Here is a 20,512-nt window from a genome sequence, read left to right on the forward strand (position 1 = left end):
TCGCCCGGCCGACATCGCTAGAACAACTCGCCCAGCACCAGCAGCCCCGCGCCGACGGGCACCAGATCGGGACCGTACGACGTGACGCTCACGTCCACGGCCGGCATCGCCCGCAGGTAGAGGCCGGGCGACTCGAGCACCTTCCGTCCACTCAGGACGATCTGGTCGAGGTCCAGCAGCAGCACGAGGTTCGCCACCGCCGCGCCGAGCACACGAGCCGCCTCGGCACCGGCACTGGCCGCGTGCACCGCCTCGACGCACCCGCGCCGTCCGCAGACGCAGAGCGGTCCGTCGAGCTGGATCGTCGTGTGCCCGAACTCGCCCGCGCCCGACCGTGCGCCGCGATACACCTCTCCTCCGAGTAGGAGTCCCACGCCCAGACCGGTGCCCACGAACACAAGCGCCGCGTCCTGGAGCGGTCTGCGCCACGCCTCGGCGAGCACGGCGGCGTTGGTGTCCTTGTCCACGACGACCGGCAGCCCGAGCCGTTCCTCGGCCAGCGCCTTCAACGGCACCGAGGACCAGCCCGGCAACCCGTGGGGCGACACCACCCCGTCGCGGTGCTCCAGCGGACCGGCGATGCCGATGCCGAGACCCAGCACCTTCTCCCCTGCCTCGACCAACGGCTCCAGGGCGTCGAGCACGTCGTCCGGCGTGAACATCGGGGGCAGCGGCACGACCGAGGCCGACACCACCTCACCGGTCAGGCCGAGCCTGACCACGCGCAGTTCGTCGCGGTCGACGTAGGCGCCGTAGGCGAACGCCCCGCCGGCCGCGAGCCGCAACGCCATCCGGGGCTTGCCGCGGCCGCCGTCGCGCACGGCCCCGGTCTCCTCCAGCAGGCCGGCCGACATGAGCCGCGCCACGATCTTCGAGATCGCCTGCGGGGTCAGCCCGGTCTCCTCCGCGAGGGAAGCCCTGCTCAGCGCCCCGGAGCGGACGAGCCGGAGCACTGTCCTGTCGTTGTGCGAACGGAGCGAGGTGAGGTCCACGGTCGCAATTATTCAACAGCGTTGCTTTAATCGGAAGCATGACTCGAGTCGGACTTCTGGGCTACGGCATCGCGGGGCGGGTCTTCCACGCCCCTCTGATCACCTCCACGGAGGGCATGGACCTCGTCGCGATCGTGACGGCGAACCCGGAGCGGCAGGCGCAGGCCCGTGCCGCGCACCCGGAGGCGAAGATCGTCACCGCCGACGAGCTGTTCGACCTGGACCTCGACCTGGTCGTCGTGGCCACCCCGAACAAGACGCACGTCGAGTACGCGAAGCGGGCCATCACCAAGGGTGTCGCGGTCGTCGTCGACAAGCCGTTCGCGCCGACGTCCGCCGAAGCCGCCGGACTCGTGGCCGCCGCGCAGGCCGCCGGGGTACCCCTGACGGTGTTCCAGAACCGCCGCTGGGACAGCGACTTCCTGACCGTGCGCGAGATCGTCGGTCAGCTGGGCGAGGTCCGGCGGTTCGAGTCCCGCTTCGAGCGCTGGGTGCCGGAGATCTGGGACAACTGGCGTGAGTCCGGCGCGCCCGAGGAGGCCGGCGGCCTGCTCTACGACCTCGGCGCGCACCTCGTCGACCAGGCGTTGCAGCTGTTCGGGCCGGTGCGGACCGTCTACGCGGAACTCGACCGCCGCCGTCCCGGCGCCCAGGTGGACGACGACGTGTTCGTGGCGTTGACGCACGAGAACGGCGTCCGCTCCCACCTGTGGGCCAACGCGCACGCCGCCCACTACGGGCCGCGGTTCCGCCTGCTCGGCAGCGAGGGCGCGTTCGAGATCGGCGGCCTGGACGAACAGGAGGACGCCCTCGACGCGGGCCGCCGCCCGACCGATCCCGGCTGGGGTCACGAGGACCGCACCGGACGGCTCGGCGTGCTCGGCGAGACGACCGAGGTCGCCGTCGAACCCGGCGCGTACCAGGACTTCTACGCTGAACTGCAGGCCGGCCGCGTCCCCGTCGACCCCGCCGGCGCCGTGCACGCGCTGCGGGTCATCGAGGCCGCTTTCCTTTCCGCACACGAGAACCGGGTGGTGTCCCTGTGAGCCCTACCAGTGAAGAACTGCTCGCCCAGGAGCGGCGGCTCCAGTTCGACCGCTTCGGCAACGACGTCGCGATCGAGCTCGGCCTGCACCTGCTCGACGCGGCCCGCGAGCAGGGCCTGCCGATCGCGATCTCGGTGCGGCGGAACGGGCACCGCCTCTTCCACGCCTCACTGCCCGGCACCGCGCCGGACAACGACCGGTGGCTGGAGCGCAAGGCCCGCGTCGTCGAGCTGTTCGGCCACAGCTCGTTCCTGGTCGGCACGGAGTTCCGCGAGAAGGGCACGACGTTCGAGGCGGAGTCACGCCTCGATCCGGACCTGTACGCGGCGCACGGCGGGGTCTTCCCGGTCATCCTGCGCGGGACCGGCCCGGTCGGCACCGTCGGCGTCTCCGGACTGCCCCAGGCCGAGGACCACGCGTTCGTCGTCACCCAGCTGGAATCATTCCTGAACGACCCCGAGGCGTAATAGCACGAATAGCCGTCGATACAAAATCAAGCTGCGACTCACCAGCATCACCAAGAGGCGCAACATTGTATTGACACACACCACTTCGAGTGGATTTTCGACCCACTCGGAGTGGTGTCTTATAACATCCGGACAAGGCACTCCCGTGCGCTCGAAAGAGTGATCTTACTGGGCCAAACGAGTGCCCTATTCCATACTCGTTCGAATAGCTCCCGATCACCCACCTGCCGATACAACGGCCGTTGCGTAGTGCGCCAGTTGTACGCTCTGTAGCATCGACAGGCCTAAACCACCCACCCGAATGTCGCCTTTTTGGCCTCTTCACAGCTCTTAACAGCGCGAACTAACGTCCGTTCCGGCTTATCGGATTGGTCCATTAGCGCATTGAGATGGGTGGGTGCAGGTTGTGACTGTGACGGATTCTGACCTCAATGAGGGCCGTCAGCAGCTGAGTTTGGGCACGGCCGCCGCGCGTAATCTGGCCACGACCACCAAGTCCGTCCCGCAGATGCAGGGAATCACTTCCCGCTGGCTGCTCAAGGTGTTGCCCTGGGTGCAGGCCGCTGGTGGTGCGTACCGCGTCAACCGCCGTCTCACCTACACGCTGGGCGATGGCCGTGTGTCGTTCACCAACATCGGCGCGGAGATCCGCGTGGTGCCGCAGGAGCTCACCGAGCTGGCGCTGCTGAAGGGCTTCGACGACGAGGAGGTCCTCGCCGCGCTCGCCGGTCGCTTCCGGCAGCAGGAGTTCGGCATCGGCGACGTCATCGTCGAGAAGGGCCGCCCGCAGGACACCGTCGTGCTGATCGCGCACGGCAAGGTCGACAAGATCGGCACCGGCGAGTACGGCGGCGACACCGTGCTCGGCAACCTCGCGGACGGCCAGTACTTCGGCGAGTCCGTGCTGGCGGGACCACAGGGCGAGTGGGAGTACACGGCCAAGGCCGTCACCCCGGTCACCGTGCTGACCCTGTCGTGGAACGACTTCCAGGCGCTCAACGGGGAAGCGGGCGGCCTGCGCGCACACATCCAGCAGACGTTCAACAGCCGCAACAAGCCGCAGGACGAGCACGGCGAGGCCGAGATCGGGCTGTCGTCCGGCCACGACGGCGAGCCGGTGCTGCCCGGCACGTTCGTCGACTACGAGCAGTCCCCGCGCGAGTACGAGCTGAGCGTCGCTCAGACCGTGCTGCAGGTCCACAGCCGGGTCGCGGACCTCTACAACCACCCGATGGACCAGGTCGAGCAGCAGTTGCGGCTCACGATCGAGGCCCTGCGCGAGCGCCAGGAGCACGAGATCGTCAACAACAGGTCGTTCGGCCTGCTGCACAACGCCGATCTCAAGCAGCGCATCCACACCCGGTCCGGCCCGCCCACCCCGGACGACTTCGACGAGCTGCTGTCGATCGTGTGGAAGGACCCCGGTTATTTCCTCGCGCACCCGCGCACGATCGCCGCGTTCGGCCGTGAGCTCAACAAGCGCGGCCTGTACCCCCAGCACATCGACTTCAACGGCCAGCAGGTGCCGGCCTGGCGCGGCATCCCCGTGCTGCCGTGCAACAAGATCCCGGTCTCCGACACCCGCACGTCGTCGGTGATGCTGATCCGCACCGGCGAGCAGAACCAGGGCGTCATCGGCCTGCACCAGACCGGCATCCCGGACGAGTACCAGCCGGGTCTGTCGGTGCGGTTCATGGGCATCAACGACCAGGCGATCATCAACTACCTGGTCAGCGCCTACTACTCGGCCGCCATCATGGTGCCGGACGCGATCGGCGTGCTGGAGCACGTCGAGCTCGGCCGCGAGGGATAGGTCTTGGCCTCCTTCACCATGCCGGAGTTCTACGTGCCGCACCCGGCGCGGATGAACCCGCACCTCGAACGCGCCCGCGCCCACTCGACGCGGTGGGCGCGGGACATGGGGATGCTCGACACCGGGGTGTGGACCGACGAGGTCCTCGCGGGCGACGACTACGGGTTCATGTGCGCGTGGACCCATCCGGACGCGCCCGCGGAGATCCTCGACCTCATCACGGACTGGTACGTCTGGGTCTTCTACTTCGACGACGAGTTCTTCGCGGAGTTCAAGCAGAGCAAGGACGTGTCGGGAGCGAAGGCGTATCTCGACCGGCTGCCGGCGTTCATGCCCCTCAACGGCACGGACCCGTGGCCGGAACCCGTCAACCCGACCGAGCGCGGCCTCGTCGACCTGTGGCAGCGGACCATTCCGCTGATGTCGCAGGACTGGCGGCGCCGGTTCACCACGAGCACCCACAACCTGCTGCTCGAGTGCATGTGGGAGATCAAGAACATCGAGAGCGGCACGGTCGCCAACCCGATCGAGTACATCGAGATGCGCCGCAAGGTGGGCGGCGCACCGTGGTCGGCGAACCTGGTGGAGGTCTCCGAAGCAGCCGAGGTGCCCGCGTCCGTCGCGGGCACCCGCCCGCTGCGGGTGCTGTCGGACACGTTCTCCGACGCGATCCACCTGCGCAACGACATCTTCTCGTACGAACGGGAGGTGTTGCGGGAGGGTGAGAACTCCAACGGCGTGCTCGTGTTCGAGAAGTTCTTCGGCCACGACACGCAGACCGCCGTCGAGGCGGTGAACACCCTGCTGACCTCGCGGCTGCACCAGTTCGAGAACACCGTCTTCACCGAGTTGCCCCAGCTCTTCGCGGAGAACGCGCTGGGCCCGGAGGAACAGGCGCGCGTGCTCAAGTACGTGAAGGGGCTGCAGGACTGGCAGTCCGGTGGCCACGAGTGGCACCTGCACGCCGGCCGCTACACGAAGGTCGAAGGCAGCGGCGCGGGCAACTCCGCGTTCTTCCGCACGATCCTGCGCGGGCCGACCGGCCTGGGCACGTCCGCGGCGTGGCTGGGGGTTCCTCGTGGTTGAGATCCCCTCGTTCGACATGCCGTTCGCGGCAAGGCTTTCGCCGCACGTCGACAAGGTCCGGCTGCACACCAAGACGTGGGTGCGGGACATGGGCATGCTCGCTGGCGCGCCGTGGACCGAGGCGCTCTACGACGCCGCGGACTTCGGCGGTTTCGGCCCGCTGACCCACCCGACGGCGACGCTCGAGGACCTGAAGCACATCAACGACTGGCACACGTGGGGCTTCTACGTCACCGACGCGTTCCAGTCCTTCCTCCGCTCGCGCAACGTCGCGGGCGGCAGGGCGTTCGTGGCGGGGCTGAAGTCGGTGCTGAGCGGGTCGGCGCCGATGAACCCCGCCGAGAAGGGGCTCTCCGACCTCGTCTCGCGGTCCACTCTGGACAGCGAGGACTCCGAGCACCTCGCCGAGTTCTTCGACGCGTTGCTGTGGGAGCTGCACAACACCGCGCAGGGCCGCGTGCCCGACCCGATCGACCTGGTGGAGATGCGGCGCCGGTCGATCGCCACGGAGCTGTCCGCGAAGCTCGCGCGCAAGTCCGTCGGCGCGGAGTTGCCCGAGGAGTTGTTGCGCAACAGCACGATGCGGGCCCTGGTCGACTCGTTCGGCGACGTTCCCGCGTTGCGACAGGAGATCGTCGGCTTCGACCACACCTACGCCACCGGTGCCAGCACGACCAGCGCGGTGCTCGCCGTGCAGCAGTTCTTCGCCTGTGAGCAGCAGCAGGCCGTGTCGATCGTGGCCGACCTGATCGCGGCCAGGCTGCGGCAGATCGGCTCGATCCTCGGTGAGCTGCCGTCGCTCGCCGACGAGTACGGCCTCGACGCGGAGACCAAGGCCGGGCTGCACCGGTACGCCGAAGCGCTGAAGTCGTGGCTCGCCGGCGAACTGCTCTGGACTCGGAGATCCGAGAGATTCAGCTTCTCCCCGGCCCCCACCCGGACATCGTTCCACCGTCCGACCGGACTCGGCACCGCCGCAGTTCTCGTTCGCTAAAGCAGATTGGCAGGATTCGCAGTGACTGTTACCGATCCGGGTCTCGGGGTCGAGGACAAGCAGCTGAGCCTTTCCCGGGCAGCCGCCCGCAACCTCGCCACGACCACCAAGTCCGCGCCGCAGATGCAGGGCATCTCGCCGCGGTGGCTGCTGCGCATGCTGCCCTGGGTCGAGGCCAAGGGTGGGGCCTACCGCGTCAACCGGCGGCTCACGTTCGCCATCGGTGACGGCCGGGTCACCTTCACCGCCGTGGGGTCCGAGGTGCGGATCGTGCCGCAGGAGCTGGCGGAGTTCGTGCTGCTGCGCGGGTTCGAGGACGAGGCGGCGCTCACCGCCGTCGCGAACCGCTTCGAGCAGCGCGAGTACCAGCCGGGCGAGGTGATCGCGCAACGCGGCACGTCCGTCGACGAGATCATCGTGATCGCGCACGGCAAGGTCACGAAGACCGGTCGCGGCGAGTACGGCGACGACGTGGCGCTGGGCACGATCGCGGACGGCGAGTACATCGGTGACGAGCCGGTGCTCTCCGGTGCCGGCAAGGAGTGGAGCTTCACCGCGCGGGCGTTGACGCCGACGACGGCCGTGGTGCTGTCCCGGGCCGCCTTCGCACAGCTCAACGGGCAGATCGAGCCGTTGCGCGAGCACATCGCGCAGCAGCTGGCGAACCCGACGAACGCGTCGAACAAGCACGGCGAGGCCGAGATCGACATCTCGTCCGGCCACGACGGCGAGCCGATGCTGCCCAGCACGTTCGTCGACTACGAGCTGCGGCCCCGTGAGTACGAACTGAGCGTGGCGCAGACGATCGTGCGCGTCCACACGCGGGTCGCCGACCTCTACAGCCAGCCGATGGACCAGGTCGAGCACCAGTTGCGCCTGACGATCGAGGCCCTGCGCGAGCGGCAGGAGCACGAGCTCGTCAACAACAAGGAGTTCGGCCTGCTCGCCAACGCCGACCTCAGGCAGCGGGTCAGCACCGGCTCCGGCCCGGTGACGCCGGACGACATGGACGAGCTGATCTCGCGGCGCCGCAACACGAAGCTGATCCTGGCCCACCCCAAGGCGATCGCCGCGTTCGGCCGGCAGCTCAACAGCCGCGGCCTGGTCGTGCCGACCGTCGAGGTCGAGGGCAAGCAGCTGCAGTCGTGGCGCGGCATCCCGATCGCGCCGTGCGACAAGATCCCGGTCAACAAGAACGGCACCACGTCGATCATCGCCATGCGGCTCGGCGAGGAGAAGCAGGGCGTCGTGGGCCTGCGCCAGACCGGCATCCCGGACGAGTACGAGCCCGGCCTGAACGTGCGGTTCATGGGCATCGACGAGCACGCGATGCTCAAGTACCTGGTGTCGACGTACTACTCGGCCGCCGTGCTGGTGCCGGACGCGCTGGGCGTGCTGGAGAACGTGGAGATCGGTCTCTAGCCATGACAGCGGAGATGACCGAGACCCTGGCCGCCGGAAGACCGTCCGGCGAGGTCCTCGCGTGGAGCCGGAGCCTCGTGCTCCCGGCTCTGCGCAAGGCCGTCGAGCAGCTGCCGCCGTCGATGCGCGCGATCGCGGAGTACCACCACGGGTGGCGCGACGAGTACGGCAACCCGGTGCTGGAGAACGGCGGCAAGGCGATCCGTCCCGCGTTGGTGCTGCTGGCGGCCGAGGCCGTCGGCGGCACCGCCTCCGCCGCTGTGCCGGCGGCGGTCGCGGTGGAACTGATCCACAACTTCTCGTTGCTGCACGACGACGTGATGGACCGCGACCCGACCCGGCGCCACCGGGCCACGGCGTGGACCGTGTTCGGCGTCAACGCGGCGATCCTGGCCGGTGACGCGTTGCAGGCGCTGGCCGTGGACGTCCTCGCGGGATCAGGCCATCCGCGGGCGCTGGAGGCGATCCGGACGCTGGGTGACGCCACCGTGGCGTTGCTCGAAGGCCAGGCGGACGACCTGGACTTCGAGACGCGATCCGACGTCCAGGTGTTCGAGGTGGAACGGATGGCGCGCGGCAAGACGGGCGCGCTGCTGGGAGCCTCGACGGCGCTGGGCGCGCTGTACGGCGGCGGGTCCGACCGGCAGGTCGAGGCGATGCGCGGGTACGGCGCCGAGCTGGGGCTGGCGTTCCAGCACGTGGACGACCTGCTCGGCATCTGGGGCGACCCGGCGGTGACGGGCAAGGTCGCGCAGACGGACCTGGTGAGCCGCAAGAAGTCCCTGCCGGTCGTGCGTGCCCTGACCGCGGGAGTCCCGGCCTCAGCCGAGCTGGCGTCGTTGTACTTCGGCGAGCAGGAGATGAACGCGGAAACGCTTGCGCGGGCGGCACACCTGGTCGATCTGGCCGGTGGTCGCGCGTGGAGCCAGACGCAGGCCGACGAACTGCACACGCAGGCGCTGGTCCATCTCGGCGAGGCCTCCCCGACCGCGCGTGCGGCGGTGGAGCTCGGCACGCTCGCCCAGCTCGTCACCCACCGAGACCACTGAGTCTGGAAGGCAGTAGATGACGGAACATCCGCCGCGTTCGGTGCTGCTCGCCTCACCCCGGTCGTTCTGCGCCGGGGTGGAGCGCGCCATCGAGATCGTGGAACGACTGCTCGACCAGCGTGGCGGCCCCGTCTACGTGCGCAAGCAGATCGTGCACAACGTCCACGTCGTGCGCTCGCTGGAGGCTCGTGGCGCCGTGTTCGTGGAGGAGCTGTCCGAGGTGCCTTTCGGTGCCACGGCGGTCTTCTCCGCGCACGGCGTCTCCCCCGTCGTCCGCGCCGAGGCCCGTCTCCGGGACCTGGACGTGCTGGACGCGACCTGTCCCCTGGTCACGAAGGTGCACGCCGAGGCGAGGCGTTTCGCCGAACGCGGCGACACCATCGTGATGATCGGGCACGCCGGGCACGAGGAGGTCGAGGGCACGCTGGGCGAGGCCCCCGACCAGATGGTGCTCGTGGAGACCGTGGAGGACGTTCTCGCGCTGGAGATCACCGGCCCGGTGTCGTACCTGACGCAGACGACGCTGGCAGTCGACGAGACGGCGGAGGTGGTCGAGGCGCTGGAGCGGAAGTTCCCGCACGTGCGCGGCCCCGGTTCGGACGACATCTGCTACGCCACCACGAACCGGCAGATCGCCGTCCGCGAGGTCGCCGCGCAGTCCGACCTGGTGCTGGTGGTGGGCTCGAAGAACTCGTCCAACTCGGTGCGGATGGTCGAGCTCGCGGCCCGTGCCGGCACGCCGGCGTACCTGATCGACGACGCCTCGGAGATCGACCCGGAGTGGCTGTCGGGTGTGTCGTCCGTGGGGCTGTCGGCGGGCGCCTCCGCGCCTCCCGAACTCGTGGACGAGGTCGTGGCTGCCTTGGAGGCGTTGGGATCCGTGACGGTGTCGACGCACACGACCGCGACGGAGACGATCTCCTTCACGCTGCCGTTGGCGGTGCGCCGTGCTGGCTGACATCACCTCGCCCGCGGACGTGCGAGCGCTCTCGTCCTCCGAACTGTGCGCGCTGGCCGCGGAGATCCGGTCGTTCCTGATCTCCAAGGTGCACCGGACCGGTGGCCACCTCGGCCCGAACCTGGGCGCCGTCGAACTGACGATCGGCGTGCACCGGGTCTTCAACTCGCCCGTCGACGTGGTGCTGTTCGACACCGGGCACCAGTCGTACGTGCACAAGATGCTGACCGGGCGTTGCTCGGACTTCGACTCGTTGCGGCAGGCCGGTGGTCTGTCCGGCTACCCGTCCGCGGCCGAGTCCGCGCACGACGTCGTCGAGAACTCGCACGCCTCCACCGCACTGTCCTATGCGGACGGTCTGGCCAAGGCGTTCGAGCTGGCCGCGGCCGACCGCCGGGTCGTCGCGATCGTCGGTGACGGCGCGCTGACGGGTGGGATGTGCTGGGAGGCGCTGAACAACATCGGCGGCTCCTCGCGCCCGGTCGTGGTGCTGCTCAACGACAACGGCCGCTCGTACGACCCGACCGCGGGCGGTTTCGCGGCGTCGTTGGGCAACGGCTCGGCTCGCGGGCTGTTCGAGGCGCTGGGTCTCGCGTACATCGGCGAGGTCGACGGGCACGACGTGCACGCCGTCGAGAACGCCCTGTGGGAGGCCAAGTCGCTCGGCCGTCCGGTCGTCGTGCACTGCAAGACCGTGAAGGGCAAGGGGTACGAGGCGGCGGAGACCGACGAGGCCGACCGCATGCACGCGGTCGGCGCGTCCGGTGCCGCCGGTGGCCGGACCTGGACCGACGCGTTCTCGGACGAGATCGTGGCCATCGGCGCCGACCGGCCGGACGTCGTGTGCCTGACCGCCGCGATGCTCGAACCCGTGGGACTGCGGCCCTTCGCCGAGCGCTTCCCGGCGCGCGTGTTCGACGTCGGCATCGCCGAGCAGCACGCCGTGACGTCCGCCGCCGGCATGGCGATGGGCGGTCTGCACCCGGTCGTCGCCGTCTACGCGACGTTCCTGTCCAGGGCCTTCGACCAGTTGCTGATGGACGTGGCCCTGCATCGGCTCCCGGTGACGTTCGTGCTGGACCGGGCGGGCGTGACGGGCCCGGACGGTGCCTCGCACCACGGCATGTGGGACGCCTCGGTGCTGCCGGTGGTGCCGGGTCTGCGCCTTGCCGCACCACGCGACCCGTCCTCCCTGGCCACTCTGCTGCGCGAGGCGGTGGAGGTCTCAGACGGCCCGACTGTCGTGCGCTACCCGAAGGCCGCGCTCGGCCCGGACGTGCCCGCGATGCGCCACGTGAGCCACTTCGACGTGCTGCGGGAGGTCCCGGACGCCGAGGTGCTCCTGATCTCCGTGGGCCCGCTCGCCGGCCCCTGCCTGGCCGCGGCGGAGGAACTGGCCTCGCACGACATCCGGGTCAACGTCGTGGACCCGCGCTGGATCGCGCCCCTCGACCCGCACCTGGTCAAGTTCAGCGGCCAGCACCGCCTGGTCCTGGCCGTGGAGGACACGACGTCGACCGGAGCCCTGGGCGCACGCCTCGGCCAGGCCCTGACCGGTACCCCGACCTGCGTGGCGACCTTCGCCCTGCCGCCGCGCTTCCTGCCGCACGACTCCCGCGCCCGCATCCTGCGCGCCCACGGCCTGGACGCCGCCGGCATCACGACGAGCGTGCTGAAGCGCCTCGGCGTGAAGTGACGTACCAGCCGATCGCGAACGACAACCCGATCGCCCCCGCCCCGACCAGCGGTGCCTTCACCTCGGCGGGAAGGTCCAGCGGCCGCAGTCCGGTGGCGAGGGCGAGCAGGATCGGCCCCTGCACGACGAACGCGACGTAGGCGGACCGCGCCAGCCCCTCGGCGAAGGGCCCCTGGCGCGTCAACCGCCGCTGCGCCAGCCCGATGAGCCACACACTCCCCGCCACCACCAGAATCCCCTCGACGAGCGCGAGGGTCGCGGCCTGCCACCTCCACCCGCCGAGGAACGGCTCGGCGCTCTCGGCCAGGTCCAGCACCCCCATGAGCGCCGCCGCGGCCGGCAGCACCGCGATGGTCCCGACGACCACGGTGCGCGTCATGCGGTAGATCTCGTCCGGCACCCGCTCCGCGAGCTTGCGCCCGCCGATCGCGCCGAGCAGCAACATCCCGAGACACTGCGGCCACCACCACAGGTGCAGGTCCCCGACCTGCCCGCTGCGCGCCGGGAACACCAGCCGGGTCAGGAACGTCGTCCCCGCCACGACCAACGTCATCCCCACCACGGTCTGCGGCGTGATGGCGCGCTCCTTGATGGGCGGTGCCAGCGCGATCCCGATGCTGAAGATCAGCAACACGCCCACGAACCACAGCGACCCGCTGTCCAGGAACGGCCGCCGGTCCGTGAACGCCTGCCACCACGTGACGTCGCGCCCAGCCCCGCTGTAGGCCAGCCACACGAACGTAGGCCACACCACCAGAGCACTGACCACCCACGGCACACCGAGCCGGACCAGCCGGTCGGCGATGAACCGCCGCCGCCCTTTGCGCTCGAGGGAACCGGGCGTGAAGATCCCGGCCATGAAGTAGAAGGTGCCCATGAAGAACAGGCCGGACGGTCCGACCAGCGCCGCCAGCACCGTCTCGACGCCGGGGTGGAACGTGACCTCGTTGACCTCGTCGTAGGGCCAGCCACCGATCGCGGCGTAGCCCAGCAGCGCGTGGCCGCCGATGACCCACGCCACCAGGATCACCTTCAGGTTGTCCACAGCGGACAATCTCATGGTTTTCATGGTCCGCTTCTCGCGGCGGAGATGCCAGCGGCCAAGCGGGGCGGACGTCGCTAGCCGGGGAACAGCTGGTCGAGCCGGTAGTCGACGATCCGCGTGGCCTGGTCCACGTCGTAGGCGTCGACCAGCATCGCACTGAGGAGGCCCGCGGTCATGATCGCGAGCGCGTCGGCCTCCATCCGCGGGTCGAGGTGCGGGGGGACCCGGTCGCGTTTCTGGGCTTGGTCGAGTTGCCCGGCGAGCAGACCCACGAGGTGGGGCAGCATGGCCTGCTGGTCCGGTGCCGGGCCGCCACGGGTGACGTCCAGGGCGAAGTAGGCGATCTGCACCGCGCACAACATCCGGCTGCGTTCGTCCATCGGCAGGACCCCGAGCACGCACGCCCTCATGACGGCGCGTTCGTCGCCGGTCCGCAGCGCCTCCGCGATGCCCTGCCCGGCACGCTCGGCGCCCAGTTCGGTGATCCGCTGCCAGGCGTAGCGCAGCATCTCCTCCTTGGTCGGGAAGTAGTACTGGATCTGGAACATCGACACGCCCGCCTCCGCCGCGGCCGCGCGCAGCGTCACCGACTGGAGTCCTCGCGTCGAAGCGATCCGGAAGAGCGCCTCCACGAGCTCACGCCGCCGCTCGTCGTGGTCAACGCGTTTCGGCATGTGATCACTGTGTCACAACGTCCGGTGTCGACGACCACTGCGGACGCTGTTACATTGCATCTGCATTGGAAAAACATCTGGGGGTGTGATGCTCGGGAAGTTCAAGGACCAGACGGCGCAGGACCGGTACTTCGCCGTCTATGCGGCGATCCTGGAGAAGTGGCCGGTTCCGGCGGAGGAACTGGACGTGGAGACGCGGTTCGGCTCGACCCGCGTCCGGCGCAGCGGCACCGGCACCGGCGTGCCGATCGTCCTGCTGCACGGCGTCCTGGGAACGTCGCTGTCCTGGTACTCCTTCGTCGCCGAACTGGCGGCGAAGCACACCGTGTACGCCGTCGACACGATGGGCGAACCAGGACACTCGGTCCAGACCCGGCCTCTGGAGAACACCGAGGACGAGGCGGACTGGCTCGACGACGTCCTCGTGGGCCTCGGCCACGAGAAGGTCCACCTCGTCGGGATCTCGCGCGGCGCCTACTTCGCGCTGAACCACGCCGTGCGGCGCTCCGGCAGGATCACCGGCGTCCTCGCCTTCGAGCCGGGCGGGTTCGGGCTACCGGGTCTGAGGTTCGTCCTCTGGAGCCTCGGCGAGCTGTCCCGCTGGCTGCTGCCCGCCGCGATCCTGCGCCGGGTCAGCGCGGGCGATCCCGCCGTGCGCCACACGATGCGCCCGCTGTTGTTCCGCGGCATCAGGTACAAGGCCCAAATCGCTCCACTGCACGTGTTCACCGACGACGAACTGCGGTCGATCGACGTGCCCGCCCACTTCATCCTGGGCGGGCGCTCGGTCATCGGCCCGCAGGAGCTCGCCGCGCGCGTCGAGTCCCTCGTCCCGCGAGTGCGCACGGAGATCGTGCCGGGGAGGACCCACGCGCTGAACCTGGAGGAACCCGAGCTCACCAACGCGCGGATCCTCGCCTTCGCCGAGGACCACGCCGAACTGCCGGACTGAGCGGATGAACTCGAGGTGCCAGGCGTCCTGGGGGTCGTCTGGCGCCTCTGGCGTCCTCGACCGCCGGTCCGCGGTTCCGGGCTAGTGGCGTGGCTCAGAACGTTGCCGGTGCATTCGTGGTCAGACGGGTGTCTCGTGGTGCCGCCCCCACGTTCTCGTACTGGTTGTACGGGGGCGTGGGGGCGGCACCACGAGGCGCCCTGCTGGGCGCGGATTCGCCGCCGACGTTCTGAGTCACGCCACTAGGGCCGGTCGCCCGTGTAGACACCCATCGTCCGGAACCGCAGCCCAGGCTCCTTGTACTCCTCCATCGCGTGCGCGACCCACCCCACGATCCGGGCGATCGAGAAGATCGCCTCCCCCGCCGTCGGCGGCATGGAGAACATCAGGCTGAACTGCGCCAGCGCCAGGTCCATGTTCGGGAACGTCTTCGACTGGGTCGCGATCACCTTGTCCACCACCAGGTCGCCGTGGGCGCGCAGCAGGGCCAGGAAGTGGTCGGCGCGCGGGTCGCGGGACCGGTAGACGCGGTGGCCGAAGCCTGGGATCGGCTGGCCCGCCCTCAGGTGTTCGGCGACGACGCCCATCGGGTCGGTGGCGGCCTGGGCCAGGAAGCGGTGCGCGATCGTCGCGGCGGCTCCGTGACGCTGGCCCTCCATCGCGCCCAGGCCCGCGGACACGACGGCGTACGGGTGGGCGTGGGCCGAGGCGGCGACCCTGGCCGCCATCGTCGAGATGGCCAGGTCGTGGTCCGCCAGCAGGATCAGGGCGGCGTTGAGCAGGTCCGGCTGCGGTGGGTCCGGGGAGAGCCGGGCCCAGAGGCGGTCGGCGATGTCGGTGCCCGCGGGCCTGCCCAGCAGCGGGAGGGACTCGACGATGTCGGCGATGATCGCCTTGGCCGTGGTGATGGACCGGTCGAGGTCGAAGCGCAACGGGTCGCCGGCGCTCGCGAGGGCCACGGCCACCCGGACCCGGTCGGTCAGGGTGGCGCTCTCCGGGAGGGCCATCCAGATCTCCTGGCCCTCGGGGAACTGCATGCCGACCGAGTCGATGCCCGTCCACAGCCAGTGCGCGACGTCCTCGAAGCGCTTGGTGCTCGACAGCCCGGGGACGGAACGGCCGCGGTAGTGCAGGTGGTCGTTCTCCAGCAGGGAGATGCGGGTGCGGATGCGATCCGTCACAGCGGCCACTGCTCCGCGCGCACCAGTGCGCTGCGCCAGGGCTTCGACCTCGGCGACGCCGAACATGCTCAGGCGGTTCACCTTGGTGCTGGTCAGGAGGCCGCGGCTGACGTACGAGTACACCGTCGCCGGTTTCACGCCGAGGCGCCGGGCGGCTTGATTCGTCGTCAACATTGATTCCATCAACGTTGACTGTACAAGACATGTTGCCGGAGCCTTTCATCCATGTTGATTGATGCACCCAAAGGGCTTAAAGACGTCGTCGTCACCACGACCCTGATCGGGGACGTGAACGGTGCCGCGGGCTACTACCACTACCGCGAGCACGACGCGATCGAACTGGCCACGACCCGGTCGTTCGAGGACGTGTGGTTCCTGTTCGTGGAGGGCCGGCTGCCGGACCCGGCCGAGGCCGCGCTCTTCGCCGAGGAGACCGCGGCGCTGCGAACGCTGCCGCCGGTCATCAGCGAGGTGCTGCCCGCCATCGCGCGGTCGGGGTGCACGGCGCTGGCGGGACTGCGGACCGCGCTCTCGATGCTGCCGTCGCAGCCGATGTGGGACGCGCCGATGAGCACGCGGAAGGCGGACGCGCTCAAGGTCAGCGCGATGACGCCGACGATCCTCGCCGCACTGCACCGGCTCAAGCTCGGACTTGATCCCGTCAACCCCAGGGTTGATTTGTCCACGTCGGCGAACTGGTTGTACATGTTGACCGGACTGGAGCCGTCGACATGGACGAGTCGTGCGGTCGAGCAGTACTTGATCGCCACGATCGACCACGGCTTCAACGCGTCGACGTTCACCGCGCGCGTGGTGGCGTCATCGGGTGCGGACGTCGTGTCCGCGGTGACGGCGGCGATCGGCACGTTCTCCGGGCCGCTGCACGGTGGCGCGCCGGACCGCGCGCTGGAGGCGCTCGACCTCATCGGGACGCCGGACAACATCGACGCCTGGGTGCGCGAGCGCATCGAGCAGGGCGATCGGATCATGGGTTTCGGGCACGCCGTCTACAAGACCGAGGACCCGCGGGCACGCCTGCTCAAGGGCATCGCCCAGGAACAGCCGACCCGCCTCACGGAGTTCGCGGCCACCGTCGAGCGCCGGGTCACGGAGCTGCTGGCCGAGCTCAAGCCCGGCCGGCAGCTGTACGCGAACGTGGAGTTCTACGCCGGCGTGGTGATGGAGCAGTGCGGCATCCCGCGCGAGATGTTCACGCCGACGTTCGCATGCAGCCGGGTGGTCGGATGGTGTGCCAACGCGCTCGAACAGTCCGAGGACACGAAGATCATCCGACCGGTCGCCCGCTACACGGGACCGGCACCCGTCATCAGGTCCGCCCAGATCAGGTGAGGTACCGCAGGTCGTTGCGCACTCGGCTGCGGTCGCGGTCGGTGACGTCGGAAGAGCCTGCCAGGCCGGCGGTGCGGTCACGGTGCCGGTCGAGCCAGACGGAGAGGGCGGCCACTGCGAGGACGATCGCTGCAAGAGTCATGTCAGTAAGTTTGCGGTCGTCAACATCCCGCCAACAGTGGCAGCTCTGACGCTGTGCGCTAAAATCCTGCCATGCTGCGATCGGTGGCGGTTCCCCTCATCGACGGCGTCGCGCCGTTCGAGTTCGGCCTGCTCTGCGAGGTGTTCGGCATCGACCGGACCGAGGAGGGCGTGCCACTGGTCGACTTCCGGGTGTGCGGGGAGATCCCCAACCAGCCGGTGCCGACGAGCATCCGCGGCGTGAGCATCACGCCGGAGCACGGGTTCGACGCGCTGCAGAGCGTCGACCTGGTCGCCCTGCCCGCCGCGCGCGTGCGCGACGAGTACCCGGAGAAGCTGGTCAAGGCGTTGCGCGAGACCGACGCGACGCTGCTCAGCGTGTGCAGCGGGGCGTTCATCCTCGGCGCGGCCGGCCTGCTCGACGACCGGCACTGCACGACGCACTGGCGCGAGGCGCGCACGTTCAGGGAGCGCTTCCCCAAGGCCCAACTGGACGCCGACGTGCTGTTCGTGGACGACGGCAACATCATCACCAGCGCCGGCACGGCGGCGGGCATCGACGCGTGCCTGCACCTCGTGCGGCGAGAGCTCGGCACCAAGATCGCCAACACGATCGCGCGCCGGATGGTCGTGGCGCCGCAGCGCGACGGCGGTCAGCGGCAGTTCGTGGAGCTCCCGATCCCGGAGTGCAGCTCCGACAGCCTGGAACCGGTGCTGGAACGGGTGCTCGACACGATCGCGGACAACCACACGGTGGCGACGATGGCGAAGCTCGCCGTCATGTCCGAGCGGACTTTCGCGCGCAGGTTCGCCGCGGAGACCGGCACCACCCCGAACAAGTGGCTGTCACTCCAACGGGTGCTTCACGCGCGCAGGCTGCTCGAGGAGACCGATCTGGACGTCGACGCGGTCGCGACCAGGTCAGGCTTCGGGACAGCCGCTCTCCTCCGGCACCACTTCCATCGGGTCGTCGGCATCGCACCGAGCGACTACCGCCGCACATTCTCCTGTCGTTAGGCGCTCGAAGACCTTCTCGGAGATCTCCCGCAGCGCGACGACCTCGGCGTCGGTGAGCAGGTCGAACACCAGCCCGCGCACCGTCTCGGCGTGCGCGGGCGCGGCCGCTTCGATCGCCGACCTGCCCAGGTCCGTCAGCACGACGAACGACCCGCGCCCGTCACTGCGGCAGTTCTCCCTCCGCACCAGGCCACGCTTCTCCATCCGTGCGACGTGATGTGAGATGCGGCTCTTCTCCCAGTGCAACGACCGTGCAAGCTCCAACACGCGCACGCGTTCATCACGCGTGTCGGTGAGCTGCACCAGCACGGCGAAGTCAGCCATCGAGATGTCCGAATCGACCGACATTTGCCTGCTCAGATGCGCATTGAGCTCCCCCTGCATGCGGACGTACGCACGCCACGCCTGCTGTTGCTCAGGTTCCAACCATCGTGTCACCGGTTCAGCATACGGGAATAGTTGACACATCATCCACGTTCGGGCAAGGTGGATGACACTTCAACCAAATCGAGCAACCGAAGGACTTGACACCATGACCACGGCAACCAACCTCTCCGCTCTGACCGGCGACTACGTCATCGACGGCTCGCACTCCCGCATCGGCTTCGTCGCTCGCCACGCCATGGTCACCAAGGTTCGCGGTGCGTTCAACGAGTTCGACGGCAAGATCTCCATCGACGGTGACAAGCCGGAGAACACCACCGCCTCGGTGAGCCTGAAGGTCGCGAGCATCGACACCCGCAACGCGCAGCGCGACGGCCACCTGGCCACCAACGACTTCCTCGACGCCGAGACCCACCCGGAGATCACGTTCGTCTCGACCTCCGCGAAGCAGGTCGACGACGACAACTTCGAGATCACCGGTGACCTGACGATCAAGGGCGTCACCAAGAGCATCACCATCCCGTTCGCCTTCGAGGGCGTGGCCGTCGACCCGTACGGCCAGACCCGCGTCGGCTTCGAGGGCTCGCACACCATCAACCGCAAGGACTACGGCGTCACCTGGAACGCCGCCCTGGAGACCGGTGGCGTGCTGGTCAGCGAGAAGGTCGTCCTCGAGTTCGAGATCTCCGCGGTCAAGCAGGCCTGACGACGGCCACCGGGCACGGGGCGTGGTAGATCAGGGCCTGCGAGGTAGATCCGAGCAGCATCCCGGCGAATCCGCCACGCCCCCGCGACCCGACCACGAGCAGTCCGGCCCGGTGCCCGAGTTCGAGCAGCAACGGGATCGGCCGCTCCCCCAGCACGTGTTCCACCGCGACGTCCGGGTACTTCCGAAGCCACCCGGACATTCGCGTGTCCAGCGACTGCTCGTCGGCGTGCGCCATCGCCGCCACGAGCGGCACCCCGGACGCCGCCGCCTCCTGGAACCCGAAGCCGATGGCCGGGTCAGACTCGGGCGAGAGATCGACACCCACCACCACGGGCCCGTCGTTCTGCGTTCCTCGCACCACCACCACGGGACACTCACCGTGATTCGACAGCGCCACGGCCGTTGAGCCGACCAACGCTCCGGTGAACCCTCCCAGCCCGTGCGACCCCACCACCACCTCTCGTGCGCGTGCAGACTCCGCGATCAACACGGGCGTGGGGTGCTCCATGCGCAGGTCGTGCTCCACGGGCACACCAGGCGCCTCGGCCTGTGCGACTGCAACGGCCTGAGAAAGCCACATCCGCCCTTGGTCGTACATGGCCGACCGCAGCTCACGCGCCGATGAAATGACCTCTGGGTACCCACGCGTCGGCAACGTGTAGGCGTGCACCAGCCGCAAAGGCGCACCGTGCAGCATGCACGCGCGCGCAGCCCACGCCACGGCGGCGAGCGCGGACGTGGAACCGTCGACTCCAACAACGACAGGAGGGCCGCTCATGATCCCAAAATAGGCCCGATCGTCGCAGTGAGCCGCGTGCCGATGGTCCCCTCATGTCAGGGTCTTTGGGCTACCGTGACCCTCATGGCGACGCGTGTTTTCCTCGTCGACGACCACGAGATCGTCCGCCGCGGCGTGGCGGACCTGCTCGGCGAGGAGTCCGATCTGGAGGTGGTCGGTGACGCCGCGTCGGTGGCGGAGGCCCTGGCCAAGGTGCCGGGCTCCCAGGCCGACGTGGCGGTGCTCGACATCAGGCTCCCCGACGGCAACGGCATCGAACTGTGCCGCGAGCTGCGCAGCCGCATCCCGGGCCTGCAGTGCCTGATGCTGACGAGCTTCGCCGACGACGAGGCCCTGTTCGACGCGATCATGGCCGGCGCCTCCGGCTTCGTGCTGAAGCAGATCCTCGGCGCGGACCTGGTCAACGCCGTCCGCACCGTCGCGGCAGGACAGTCCCTTCTGGACGCCCGCACGACCTCGGCGCTGCTCAACAGGATCCGCCGTGAACGCGAGGAGGGCGACCCGCTGCGCATGCTGAGCGAGCAGGAGCGCACCGTCCTCGACCTGATCGGCGAGGGCCTCACCAACCGCCAGATCGCCGAGCGCATGTTCCTCGCCGAGAAGACCGTGAAGAACTACGTCTCGCACCTGCTCGCGAAGCTCGGCATGCAACGCCGCACGCAGGCCGCCGTGTTCGCCTCGCAGTTCCGCAAGGACGGCGACAAGCCCACGCACTAGTGCGTTCGAGTGAACCGCGC

The 20,512-nt window shown here is 69.2% G+C and carries 20 protein-coding genes and 1 pseudogene; 14 read left to right on the forward strand and 7 right to left on the reverse strand.

Going from position 1 to position 20,512, the window contains the following annotated elements:
• Nucleotides 1–17: 17 nt before the first annotated feature.
• Nucleotides 18–992, reverse strand: coding sequence for an ROK family transcriptional regulator (locus PV646_RS26305; RefSeq protein ID WP_500344856.1), 975 nt, complete (start codon nucleotides 990–992; stop codon nucleotides 18–20).
• Between the two features lie 38 nt (nucleotides 993–1,030).
• Here PV646_RS26305 and PV646_RS26310 point away from each other — a divergent pair, with 38 nt between their 5' ends.
• From PV646_RS26310 to PV646_RS26350, 9 genes and pseudogenes are all read left to right on the forward strand, one after another.
• On the forward strand, nucleotides 1,031–2,038 hold the full coding sequence (locus PV646_RS26310; RefSeq protein ID WP_500344857.1) for a Gfo/Idh/MocA family oxidoreductase: 1,008 nt from the start codon (nucleotides 1,031–1,033) through the stop codon (nucleotides 2,036–2,038).
• A complete protein-coding gene (locus PV646_RS26315) occupies nucleotides 2,035–2,505 on the forward strand; it encodes a heme-degrading domain-containing protein (RefSeq protein WP_500344858.1) in 471 nt (156 codons plus the stop codon). The genes PV646_RS26310 and PV646_RS26315 overlap by 4 nt, the downstream gene beginning before the upstream one ends.
• Before the next feature lie 412 nt (nucleotides 2,506–2,917).
• Nucleotides 2,918–4,318 carry a family 2B encapsulin nanocompartment shell protein gene (locus PV646_RS26320; protein WP_500344859.1) on the forward strand — a complete coding sequence of 467 codons (1,401 nt, stop codon included), beginning with the start codon at nucleotides 2,918–2,920 and terminating at the stop codon, nucleotides 4,316–4,318.
• 18 nt (nucleotides 4,319–4,336) lie between these two features.
• A pseudogene (locus tag PV646_RS26325) lies at nucleotides 4,337–5,377 on the forward strand (terpene synthase family protein); the annotation flags it as partial.
• A gap of 19 nt (nucleotides 5,378–5,396) precedes the next feature.
• On the forward strand, nucleotides 5,397–6,398 hold the full coding sequence (locus PV646_RS26330) for a terpene synthase family protein (RefSeq protein WP_500344860.1): 1,002 nt from the start codon (nucleotides 5,397–5,399) through the stop codon (nucleotides 6,396–6,398).
• Between the two features lie 21 nt (nucleotides 6,399–6,419).
• Nucleotides 6,420–7,820 (forward strand): family 2B encapsulin nanocompartment shell protein, encoded by a 1,401-nt coding sequence (locus PV646_RS26335; RefSeq protein ID WP_500344861.1) that lies wholly within the window; start codon nucleotides 6,420–6,422, stop codon nucleotides 7,818–7,820.
• Nucleotides 7,821–7,834: 14 nt separating this feature from the next.
• Nucleotides 7,835–8,869: a family 2 encapsulin nanocompartment cargo protein polyprenyl transferase gene (locus tag PV646_RS26340; RefSeq protein ID WP_500344862.1), complete on the forward strand. Its 1,035-nt coding sequence runs from the start codon at nucleotides 7,835–7,837 to the stop codon at nucleotides 8,867–8,869.
• Between the two features lie 16 nt (nucleotides 8,870–8,885).
• Nucleotides 8,886–9,827 (forward strand): 4-hydroxy-3-methylbut-2-enyl diphosphate reductase, encoded by a 942-nt coding sequence (gene ispH / locus PV646_RS26345; RefSeq protein WP_500344863.1) that lies wholly within the window; start codon nucleotides 8,886–8,888, stop codon nucleotides 9,825–9,827.
• Nucleotides 9,817–11,523, forward strand: a complete 1,707-nt coding sequence (locus PV646_RS26350; RefSeq protein ID WP_500344864.1) for a 1-deoxy-D-xylulose-5-phosphate synthase — start codon at nucleotides 9,817–9,819, stop codon at nucleotides 11,521–11,523. Before ispH ends, PV646_RS26350 begins: the two co-directional genes overlap by 11 nt.
• Here PV646_RS26350 and PV646_RS26355 read toward each other — a convergent pair.
• Nucleotides 11,486–12,583, reverse strand: coding sequence for an acyltransferase family protein (locus PV646_RS26355; RefSeq protein WP_500344865.1), 1,098 nt, complete (start codon nucleotides 12,581–12,583; stop codon nucleotides 11,486–11,488). The two genes, PV646_RS26350 and PV646_RS26355, sit on opposite strands and share 38 nt — an antisense overlap.
• A gap of 59 nt (nucleotides 12,584–12,642) precedes the next feature.
• Nucleotides 12,643–13,242: a TetR/AcrR family transcriptional regulator gene (locus PV646_RS26360; RefSeq protein ID WP_500344866.1), complete on the reverse strand. Its 600-nt coding sequence runs from the start codon at nucleotides 13,240–13,242 to the stop codon at nucleotides 12,643–12,645.
• Nucleotides 13,243–13,330: 88 nt separating this feature from the next.
• On the opposite strand from PV646_RS26360, the gene PV646_RS26365 reads away from it, so the two are divergent.
• Nucleotides 13,331–14,194, forward strand: a complete 864-nt coding sequence (locus PV646_RS26365; RefSeq protein WP_500344867.1) for an alpha/beta fold hydrolase — start codon at nucleotides 13,331–13,333, stop codon at nucleotides 14,192–14,194.
• Nucleotides 14,195–14,436: 242 nt separating this feature from the next.
• On the opposite strand, the gene PV646_RS26370 is transcribed toward PV646_RS26365, so the two are convergent.
• The gene (locus PV646_RS26370) at nucleotides 14,437–15,558 is read right to left on the reverse strand and encodes a citrate synthase (RefSeq protein WP_500344868.1); all 1,122 of its coding nucleotides are present in this window, start codon (nucleotides 15,556–15,558) and stop codon (nucleotides 14,437–14,439) included.
• 42 nt (nucleotides 15,559–15,600) lie between these two features.
• Here PV646_RS26370 and PV646_RS26375 point away from each other — a divergent pair, with 42 nt between their 5' ends.
• On the forward strand, nucleotides 15,601–16,725 hold the full coding sequence (locus PV646_RS26375; RefSeq protein WP_500344869.1) for a citrate/2-methylcitrate synthase: 1,125 nt from the start codon (nucleotides 15,601–15,603) through the stop codon (nucleotides 16,723–16,725).
• Here the strand turns inward: PV646_RS26375 and PV646_RS26380 are convergent.
• A complete protein-coding gene (locus tag PV646_RS26380) occupies nucleotides 16,718–16,867 on the reverse strand; it encodes a hypothetical protein (protein WP_500344870.1) in 150 nt (49 codons plus the stop codon). The two genes, PV646_RS26375 and PV646_RS26380, sit on opposite strands and share 8 nt — an antisense overlap.
• A 71-nt stretch (nucleotides 16,868–16,938) precedes the next feature.
• Between PV646_RS26380 and PV646_RS26385 the strand changes: the two genes are divergently transcribed.
• A complete protein-coding gene (locus PV646_RS26385) occupies nucleotides 16,939–17,883 on the forward strand; it encodes a helix-turn-helix domain-containing protein (RefSeq protein WP_500344871.1) in 945 nt (314 codons plus the stop codon).
• Here PV646_RS26385 and PV646_RS26390 read toward each other — a convergent pair.
• Nucleotides 17,788–18,321 carry a MarR family winged helix-turn-helix transcriptional regulator gene (locus tag PV646_RS26390; protein ID WP_500344872.1) on the reverse strand — a complete coding sequence of 178 codons (534 nt, stop codon included), beginning with the start codon at nucleotides 18,319–18,321 and terminating at the stop codon, nucleotides 17,788–17,790. The two genes, PV646_RS26385 and PV646_RS26390, sit on opposite strands and share 96 nt — an antisense overlap.
• A 94-nt stretch (nucleotides 18,322–18,415) precedes the next feature.
• Here PV646_RS26390 and PV646_RS26395 point away from each other — a divergent pair, with 94 nt between their 5' ends.
• A complete protein-coding gene (locus PV646_RS26395; protein ID WP_500344873.1) occupies nucleotides 18,416–18,973 on the forward strand; it encodes a YceI family protein in 558 nt (185 codons plus the stop codon).
• Here the strand turns inward: PV646_RS26395 and PV646_RS26400 are convergent.
• On the reverse strand, nucleotides 18,960–19,754 hold the full coding sequence (locus PV646_RS26400) for a universal stress protein (RefSeq protein ID WP_500344874.1): 795 nt from the start codon (nucleotides 19,752–19,754) through the stop codon (nucleotides 18,960–18,962). The two genes, PV646_RS26395 and PV646_RS26400, sit on opposite strands and share 14 nt — an antisense overlap.
• An 84-nt stretch (nucleotides 19,755–19,838) precedes the next feature.
• Here PV646_RS26400 and PV646_RS26405 point away from each other — a divergent pair, with 84 nt between their 5' ends.
• A complete protein-coding gene (locus PV646_RS26405) occupies nucleotides 19,839–20,492 on the forward strand; it encodes a response regulator (protein WP_500344875.1) in 654 nt (217 codons plus the stop codon).
• Nucleotides 20,493–20,512: the final 20 nt, after the last annotated feature.

This window comes from Streptomyces sp. ID05-26A, from assembly GCF_033794685.1.
Classification (GTDB): domain Bacteria; phylum Actinomycetota; class Actinomycetes; order Mycobacteriales; family Pseudonocardiaceae; genus Lentzea.